Source organism: Bacillus sp. AY2-1, from assembly GCF_008368965.1.
GTDB classification, from domain to species: Bacteria; Bacillota; Bacilli; order Bacillales; family Bacillaceae_G; genus Bacillus_A; species Bacillus_A thuringiensis_S.
Map to the genome: position 1 here is coordinate 1 of NZ_QPEL01000243.1, position 8,508 is coordinate 8,508.

Here is an 8,508-nt window from a genome sequence, read left to right on the forward strand (position 1 = left end):
ATAATACATTTATTCAACTTCTTGTAATGGGCCTTACTTACCTCGTTTTAACCGCCTTTTGGTTTGCGTTTTATATATTTTTAATTGATAAAATTAGTGCTTTTATGAAAAAACCGAAAACGCAACGTTATATTCAAGGGCTAACAGGAATCGTCCTAATTGGATTTGGTGTTAAACTAGCTTTTGAAAAAAGTAATTGATAAAAATGAAAAACACCACTATTAATTCGTCTTAATTGCATTTGGTGTTAAACTAGCTTTTGAAAAAAGTAATTGATAAAAATGAAAAACACCACTATTAATAGTGGTGTTTTTCATTTCACAACTAATTTGACAGTCTACTCTTTATTAAAACCAGCGCTCAGTTACAACTTTTTTACGTGTATAGAATTGAACGCCATCTGTACCATTTGTACCTAAATCACCAAAGAATGAAGCTTTATTCCCTGCAAATGCGAAGAATGCCATTGGTGCTGGAACATTTACATTTACACCAATCATACCAGCATCGATGTTATCACGGAATGTTTGTGCATGTTTACCATTTGACGTATAAATAACCGCACCATTTGCAAATTTAGATTGATTTGTTAGTTTAATACCTTCTTCTAAATCTTTAACACGTACAATGCTTAATACTGGAGCAAAAATTTCATCTTGCCAAATTTTCATTTCTTGATTCACGCCATCAAAGATTGTCGCACCTACAAAATAACCTTCTCCAACTTCTTCATTAATTTTACGGCCATCTACTAATAAAGTTGCCCCATCTGCTACACCACTATTAATATAGCCTAAAACACGCTCTTTATGAGATTCACGAATTAATGGTCCAACATAGTTATCTTCGTTAAAGCCATCGCCTACTTTTAATTTTTTCGTTTCTGCTACTAATACATCAATGAATTCATCAGCAATTTCATCCACTACTGCTACTACTGAGCATGCCATGCAGCGCTCTCCACTACTTGCAAATGCAGATCCAATTACACCTTGTACTGTTTTCTCAAGATTGCAATCTGGCATTACAATCGCATGGTTTTTTGCACCCGCTAACGCTTGTACACGTTTTCCGTGTTTCGTACCTGTTTCATATACGTAACGAGCTACTGGCTCAGAACCGACGAACGAAACAGCTTGAATATCTTTATTTTCTAAAATGCTATTTACAACATCTTTTCCGCCTTGTACTAAATTTAATACGCCTTTTGGGAAACCTGCTTCATAGAATAATTCTACAAGTCGCTCCGCTAAAAGTGGCGTTCTTTCCGATGTTTTTAATACGAATGTATTACCGCAAGCAATTGCAAGTGGGAACATCCATAACGGAATCATCATTGGGAAGTTAAATGGCGTAATACCAGCAACAACTCCGATTGGGTAGCGCCAAATTGATCCATCAATTCCACTAGCAATATTCGGCAGCGCTTGACCCATCATTAAATTAGGTGCCGATGTTGCAAGTTCCACTGCTTCAATACCACGCTGTACTTCACCTGTTGCATCCGTTAGCGTCTTACCATTCTCTAGCGTAATGATTTTTGCAAGCTCATCTTTGTTTTCTTGTAATAGCTGTAAATATTTATATAAATTTCTTGAACGATTCGGAACTGGTACTTTAGACCACGTTTCGAATGCTGCTTTTGCCGCTTCAACAGCTTTTTCAACATCTTCTTTTGGAGATAGTGGAACGTAAGCGATAATTTTTCCAGTCGCTGGATTTGGAACTGCTTCTACTTCCGTACCTGTCGATTCAACCCACTCACCGTTAATGTGATTTTTTACTCGTTTAATTTCAGTTGTAATCATTGTATTCTCTCCTTTGTATAATTTATTTTTGATTAGAAATTAATTGCTCGCTAACTTTCTTATATAAAGCAGCCATATCGTTTTCACCATATCCAGCTTGACTCGCTTCGTCATATACGTTTAATAACATTTCGCTTACCGGTAAATGGAGTTCGCTTTCCTTAGCTAAGTCAACTGCAAATCCTAAATCTTTCTTCAATAAGTTCACAGTAAATCCTGGCTCGTAGTTTTCAGGTGCTATAAAACTTTTAAAATTACGTTCATAAATTCTACTTTGACCGTAACTTACATTTAAAATATCAAACATTTTATCTAAATCCATATTGTTCTTTTTCGCTAATGTTAAAGCTTCACTCACTCCAGCTGTATAAAAACCAATTAATAAGTTATTAATTAACTTAACAGTTGTACCACTATCAATCTGCTCACTAACGTGGAAAATGTTCGCGCCTAGTACGCCCATGATAGATTCCGTTTTCTCATATACCTCTTTTGATCCACCAACCATAAACGTTAATGTACGGTTTTCGGCTCCGATTACTCCACCACTCACAGGTGCTGCTAAAAAGTCTACTTTCTTTTCCTTTGCAGCTTCCTCTAATTGTTTGTTTAACTGCGGCGATACCGTACTTGTATCAATGAAAACTACATTCGAGTGACCATTTTCAAATAATCCTTCTGCTCCAAAATATACCGCTTCAACAGCACGAGGTGAAGGTAAACTTGTAAAAACTACATCACATGTTTCTGCTAGTTTTAAGATTGATAGACCGATAATTCCGCCTTCTTTTTCAAAGGACGCTTCTGCCTCTTTATTTAAGTCCACGCCATATACTGTGTAACCTGATTTAACTAGATTTTTTGACATCGGAAGACCCATGTTACCTAAACCGATAAAACCAATCTTTTTCATATCGCTTTCCTCCTATTTACACAATATATTTCCCACGATTTATAATAGCTTTCGCAATTTCTCTCTTCTTCATAAATACGTTCGTGTATAAAGGTACTAATAATTGACGGATTTCAGCTAAAATCACATGTCTATCTTTTTCTTCTGTGACAGCCGCTGAAAGTACAGAAATCGCCGCTTCTTCTACTTTACGATATCCTTCTTCACAAATAACATCCGTTATTTGTTGCTTCGTACGTTCTTTTTCCTCACCATTTTTACTTACTGCTTTTCTCGTACGTAAAAACGCTGATTCCATGACGTACACGTCCGTCAACATATTTGATATTACACGTGAATATTCTTGTTCTTGGTCGATTTTTAGACTTGGAGTTTTAGAGAGCGTTTTCAAAGATTGTTTCAACAATTTTTTCGCTAATAAAATGTAACGATGGTTTCTTTCGACATTTGCTACATCACTTTCTACTTCAGTATCTTCTAATTGTTCGATTTGCTTCATTAACATTTTGGCAACTGTTAATCTATTAATTTCGTTCGTTCCTTCAAAAATACGACTAATTCTAGCATCACGATACAATCGTTCTACCTCGTACTCTTGCATATAACCGTAACCACCATGAATTTGTACAGCTTCATCTACAATATAAGCAAGTGTTTCAGAAGCATTTACTTTATTTAGTGCACATTCAATTGCAAATTGAGACATTTTTTTCATAAGATCTTCATCGCTCTCATGAATTGCTTCATCAATTACACCTGCTGTACGGTAAGCTGCACTTTCGGCTCCATATGTAGCAATGATCATATTTGCAATTTTCTCTTGAATCATCGTAAAGTCTACTAATTCCGTTTGGAACTGTTTTCGCTCTTTTCCATATTGAACCGACAAACCAATTGCTTGTTTTGCTGTTCCAATATTTCCAAAAGCAAGTTTAAGTCTAGCAAAGTTAAGAATATTAAGAGCTACGTGATGCCCTTTCCCAACTTCCCCTAAAACATTTTCAACAGGGATGACAACATCTTCTAAAATAAGAGTCGCCGTTGAAGAACCTTTAATACCCATTTTCTTTTCTTCTAACCCAATGGATACACCTTCACATGTTCTTTCGACAATAAATGCTGTCATTCCTTTATTTGTCTTCGCAAAAACAACGTATACATCTGCCATATGAGCATTTGTAATCCATTGCTTCTCACCATTTAACTTCCAAGCTGTTCCCTCTTCATTCAATACTGCGCTCGTTTTTGCACTTAATGCATCCGAACCAGCATTTGGCTCAGTTAAAGCATAAGCCCCAATCCATTCTCCCGATGCGATTTTTGGTAAATATTTTTCTTTCTGTTCTTTCGTTCCGTAATATATGTAAGGCAATGTACCGACACCAGCGTGTATATTAAATGAAACGCTAAATGCACCAGCGTAACCCATTTTCTCTGCTACAAGACCTGAGACAGCCTTTCCTAACTCGAACCCGCCATAATCTTCTGGTACCTCAATGCCTAATAATCCAAGTTCCCCAGCTTTCTCAAATAATTGACGAGAAACTTTATAGTTATGTTGTTCAATATTCTCCATTTGTGGAACAATTTCTTGTTTAACGAATTGTTCTGTCGTTTTTGCGATTAAATCTTCATCACCTGAAAAATCTTCTGGTGTAAAGTAAGTATGATTTATATCTTTATTGAGTGAAAAAAATTCATCCCATGGTAACTTCGTTTTCTCCATATGTATCCCCCTATCATTCGGCTTTCATAGCTTTTTGCTTATGCTCGTCTACGATGAGTGGAATATCTTTTTTTGAAAATAGAAGGCGATGATTTTTCACATCAAGCATTTTATTTTGCCAAAGATGTATTTTCATCGCCTTCACTGCTTTATCTATTGATCTTCTGATAATACTGTTTTTGCAATACCAGTATCTAACTCTTCAAAGTCATGATATGAAATTGTTTCGTATAATTCACTTCTCGTTTGCATATTAGAAAGTGCATCTTTTTGAGAACCTGTTTCTTTAATCAAAGTAAACACATTTTCATACGCTTTCGCTGCAACGCGAAGTGAAGTTACAGGATAAATAACCATTTGGAAGCCCATATTCGCAAATTCCTCTGCACTATAATATGGAGTTTTTCCGAATTCAGTCATATTCGCAAGTAAAGGTGCATTTACCTTACTATTAAATAGACGGAATTCTTCCTCTGATTGAAGCGCTTCAGGGAAAATTGCATCTGCACCTGCTTTTACATATGCATTTGCTCTTTCAATTGCTTCATCTAACCCTTCAACGCCGCGAGCATCAGTACGTGCTACAATGTATAAGCTCGGTGCAACTTCTTTAATTGCTTTAATTTTTTGAACCAATTCTTCTGTAGTAACAAGTTTCTTACCATTTAAATGTCCACATTTTTTTGGTAATTGCTGATCTTCAATTTGGACAGCTGCTACTTTCGCTTCCATCATTTCTACAGCTGTTCTCGCTACATTTAGTACACCACCAAATCCTGTATCAATGTCAACAAGAACAGGTAAGTCTGTAGCTCTTACTAAATCTCTTGCTCTCTCAGCCACTTCAGTAGACGTCACGATACCTAAATCTGGTAACCCTTTACTTGCAGTATAAGCAGCTCCGGATAAATAAAGAGCTGAAAAACCTGTATTTTTTGCAACTAAAGCCGCCATTGCATCATGAGCACCTGGAATTTGCAAAATTTCATTTGCTTCTACTAAAGCTCGGAATCGATTCGCAAGCTCCTCTTGTGTTGACTGCTTTTTCACAACCCAAGCCATTCTAAATTCCCCCTATTATTAAATTAAGAATAGATCTACAAATTCGTTTACATTCATATTTTCTAGTTTTTCTTCATTTAAACAAACTTCATGAATTTGTTCTTGTTGCTTACTAGAATAATGGCCTGCCATATTTGCAGTGAACTTTTGAACAACTTTTGGGATTGCTTCGTCTCTACGGAAACGGTGACCAAGTGGATATTCACATTCCACATTTTCTGTTACTGTGCCATCTTTAAAGTGAACTTGAACAGCGTTGGCGATTGAGCGCTTGTTCGGGTCAAGGTAATCTAAACTGTACTGTTTGTTTTCAACAACAACCATCTTATTACGTAATTCATCTACACGTGGATCGTTTGCTACTGCATCTTCATAATCGTCTGCAACGATATCTCCTTTTAATAAACCAATTGCCGTAATGTATTGTAAGCAATGATCACGATCAGCTGGGTTATTTAATGGACCTTCTTTATCAATAATACGAATTGCTGATTCATGAGTTGTAATTGTAATACGGTCAATTTCATCTAATCTCTCTTTAATTTCCGGATGCAACTTCACTGCACATTCTGCAGCCGTTTGTGCATGGAATTCTGCTGGATATGACACTTTAAATAATACATTTTCCATTACATATGACTCTAGTGGTCTTGCTAATTTTAATTCCTGTTTATTGAATAATACATCTTGGAATCCCCATCCTGGTGCAGATAGGGCTGTTGGATAACCCATTTCACCTTTTAGAGCAGTCATTGCAAGATGAACACCGCGGCTCGTTGCGTCACCTGCAGCCCATGATTTACGTGAGCCCGTATTTGGAGCATGACGATATGTACGAAGACTAGAATTATCAATCCACGCATGTGATAATGCATTAAAGATTTCTTCACGTGTTCCGCCAAGCATTTTCGCAACTACTGCAGTTGTTGCTACTTTTACATATAATACATGGTCAAGACCAACTCTGTTTAAGCTGTTTTCTAAAGCGAGCACGCCTTGAATCTCATGTGCTTTAATCATCATTTCTAATACTTCACGTACTTTTAAAGCTTCTTTTCCTTCTGAAATACGAACAAGGCTAATATAATCTGCAACCGCTAAAATTCCGCCTAAGTTATCAGATGGATGTCCCCACTCTGCTGCAAGCCAAGTATCGTTATAGTCTAACCAACGGATCATACATCCGATATTAAATGCACCTTTTACTGGATCTAGTACATAAGACGTACCTGGTACACGTGTACCATTTGGCACGATTGTTCCTGGCACAACTGGTCCTAGTAATTTCGTACATTCTGGATATTGCAGTGCTAAAATTCCACATCCAAGTGTATCAAGTAATACGTAACGAGCTGTACTGAATGCTTCTGCACTAGTAACCTCTTTATTTAATACATAATCGGTAATCTCTTCTAATAATGCATCTTTTTGCTTAATTTCATTTGTTTTAATCATGCTATCCTTCCCTTTCTGTCGAAAATTCGTTATTATTAATGATGGGTGTCGGTCAAACACCCATCTGGCGGGCGGCGCTAACAACTCCCCAGTTGTTCTTATTTACTAAGTACATGTCGCTCGCCAATATAATTTACACGTGGACGGAACAAACGATTATTTGCATGTTGCTCAATAACGTGCGCACATAACCCCACTGTTCTAGAGCTAAAGAAGATTGGTGTGTAAAGTTGAATTGGAATACCTAGCATCCAATATACTGGAGCTGCATAATAATCAAGATTTGGATAAATTCCTTTTTCTTTTTCCATAATCTTTTCTCCAGCTTCACACATTTCATATAGTGTATAATCACCTTTTACATCACATAACTGTTTTAAAGCTTCCTTCATCATAAGTGCTCTTGGATCCATCTTCTTCATATAAACACGGTGTCCAAAGCCCATAATTTTTTCTTTGTTATATAGTTTCTTCTGTAATAACTCTTCAAATTTCTCAACATTACCAGCTTCTAAAAGCATGTACATAACCGCTTCATTTGCACCGCCATGTAAACTTCCTTTTAAAGATGCAACTGCACCTGTTAAAGCACCGTATAAATCTGATTGTGTTGATGCAATAACGCGAGCTGTAAATGTAGAGTTTGGCATTTCATGCTCACTATATAAAACAAGGGAACGATCAAAGATCTTTTCCTCAAGTTCAGTTGGTTTTTTACCAGTTAACATATAGAAGAAATTCGCACTATAAGATAATTCTTTAAGAGGTTCAATTGGCTCCTCATTATTTAAAATATGATAGCTATTCGCTACAATGTTTGGCACTTTACTTAACAGCTTGTACCCTCGGCTTTTATTCACTTCTAACGAGCGGTTTTCGATATCATTATCGTAACCAGCTAACGCTGACACACCTGTACGTAATCCATCCATGGGATGCGTCTCTTTAGGCAATGCCTTTAGTACGTTGAATACACCTTCTGGTACTGCATATTCTGCTTTTAGTTTCTTTTCAAGTGTTGCTTTTTCATCTTCATTCGGTAGGTGTTCCTCCAATAAAAGGTGCACAATGTCTAAATACTCTTTTGTTTTTGAGAGTTCGATTAAGTCATACCCTTGAATTACAATTTCACCTTTTACTGTGTCAAGAAACGAAATTTTCGTCTCCGCTGCCACTATACCATCTAATCCCGGGGAAAATTTTTCTTCAGCTTTCATCATTATTTCCTCCAATCCTAATAGATCTTCGTGCACATAACTGTAAGCCTTTACAATATTGTGAAACTACATTTCTACTTCAATGTATCAGAGTTTTTAGAAGATTTCAATTTATTTTATAATGATAAGTTTCCTACACTTTTCTTACTGTAACAATACAATTTTTTGAAAATAATTCTTATGTTTTATAAAGAAAGAATAGACTTCTTTGCGTATTTTAAAAAACAAGATATAAAGATTTTTCATATAACACCGCCAAATATACAATTATTCTAATTTTATTTGAGAAATAAAAAAAACGAGCTATACATAAATACAGCTCGTTAC

Annotated in this window: 8 protein-coding genes; 1 reads left to right on the forward strand and 7 read right to left on the reverse strand. The window is 36.2% G+C overall.

Annotated elements, in window-relative coordinates; genetic code table 11:
* On the forward strand, positions 1–200 hold a 200-nt coding region (locus DN403_RS29710; RefSeq protein WP_179958957.1), incomplete at its 5' end, for a LysE family transporter.
* A gap of 147 nt (positions 201–347) precedes the next feature.
* On the opposite strand, the gene DN403_RS29715 is transcribed toward DN403_RS29710, so the two are convergent.
* From DN403_RS29715 to mmgD, 7 genes are all read right to left on the reverse strand, one after another.
* Positions 348–1,808: a CoA-acylating methylmalonate-semialdehyde dehydrogenase gene (locus DN403_RS29715; RefSeq protein WP_000633339.1), complete on the reverse strand. Its 1,461-nt coding sequence runs from the start codon at positions 1,806–1,808 to the stop codon at positions 348–350.
* A 22-nt stretch (positions 1,809–1,830) separates the two neighbouring features.
* Positions 1,831–2,721: an NAD(P)-dependent oxidoreductase gene (locus DN403_RS29720; protein WP_000719402.1), complete on the reverse strand. Its 891-nt coding sequence runs from the start codon at positions 2,719–2,721 to the stop codon at positions 1,831–1,833.
* A 16-nt stretch (positions 2,722–2,737) separates the two neighbouring features.
* On the reverse strand, positions 2,738–4,447 hold the full coding sequence (locus tag DN403_RS29725) for an acyl-CoA dehydrogenase family protein (RefSeq protein ID WP_000416004.1): 1,710 nt from the start codon (positions 4,445–4,447) through the stop codon (positions 2,738–2,740).
* Positions 4,448–4,460: 13 nt separating this feature from the next.
* On the reverse strand, positions 4,461–4,583 hold the full coding sequence (locus DN403_RS32085; protein ID WP_000690878.1) for a hypothetical protein: 123 nt from the start codon (positions 4,581–4,583) through the stop codon (positions 4,461–4,463).
* Positions 4,584–4,600: 17 nt separating this feature from the next.
* Positions 4,601–5,509, reverse strand: a complete 909-nt coding sequence (gene prpB / locus DN403_RS29730; RefSeq protein WP_000312638.1) for a methylisocitrate lyase — start codon at positions 5,507–5,509, stop codon at positions 4,601–4,603.
* 18 nt (positions 5,510–5,527) lie between these two features.
* Complete coding sequence (gene prpD, locus DN403_RS29735; protein WP_000598120.1) at positions 5,528–6,964, reverse strand: 2-methylcitrate dehydratase; 1,437 nt, start codon at positions 6,962–6,964, stop codon at positions 5,528–5,530.
* Between the two features lie 98 nt (positions 6,965–7,062).
* Positions 7,063–8,184, reverse strand: coding sequence for a citrate synthase (gene mmgD / locus DN403_RS29740; protein ID WP_002082827.1), 1,122 nt, complete (start codon positions 8,182–8,184; stop codon positions 7,063–7,065).
* Between the last annotated feature and the right edge of the window lie 324 nt (positions 8,185–8,508).

What these genes read in the sequence shown, in the direction of transcription:
- DN403_RS29715 (WP_000633339.1), bottom strand. Translation starts at nt 1,808, where the DNA reads ATGATTACAACTGAAATTAAACGAGTAAAAAATCACATTAACGGTGAG.
- DN403_RS29720 (WP_000719402.1), bottom strand. Translation starts at nt 2,721, where the DNA reads ATGAAAAAGATTGGTTTTATCGGTTTAGGTAACATGGGTCTTCCGATG.
- DN403_RS29725 (WP_000416004.1), bottom strand. Translation starts at nt 4,447, where the DNA reads ATGGAGAAAACGAAGTTACCATGGGATGAATTTTTTTCACTCAATAAA.
- DN403_RS32085 (WP_000690878.1), bottom strand. Translation starts at nt 4,583, where the DNA reads ATGAAAATACATCTTTGGCAAAATAAAATGCTTGATGTGAAAAATCAT.
- prpB (WP_000312638.1), bottom strand. Translation starts at nt 5,509, where the DNA reads ATGGCTTGGGTTGTGAAAAAGCAGTCAACACAAGAGGAGCTTGCGAAT.
- prpD (WP_000598120.1), bottom strand. Translation starts at nt 6,964, where the DNA reads ATGATTAAAACAAATGAAATTAAGCAAAAAGATGCATTATTAGAAGAG.
- mmgD (WP_002082827.1), bottom strand. Translation starts at nt 8,184, where the DNA reads ATGATGAAAGCTGAAGAAAAATTTTCCCCGGGATTAGATGGTATAGTG.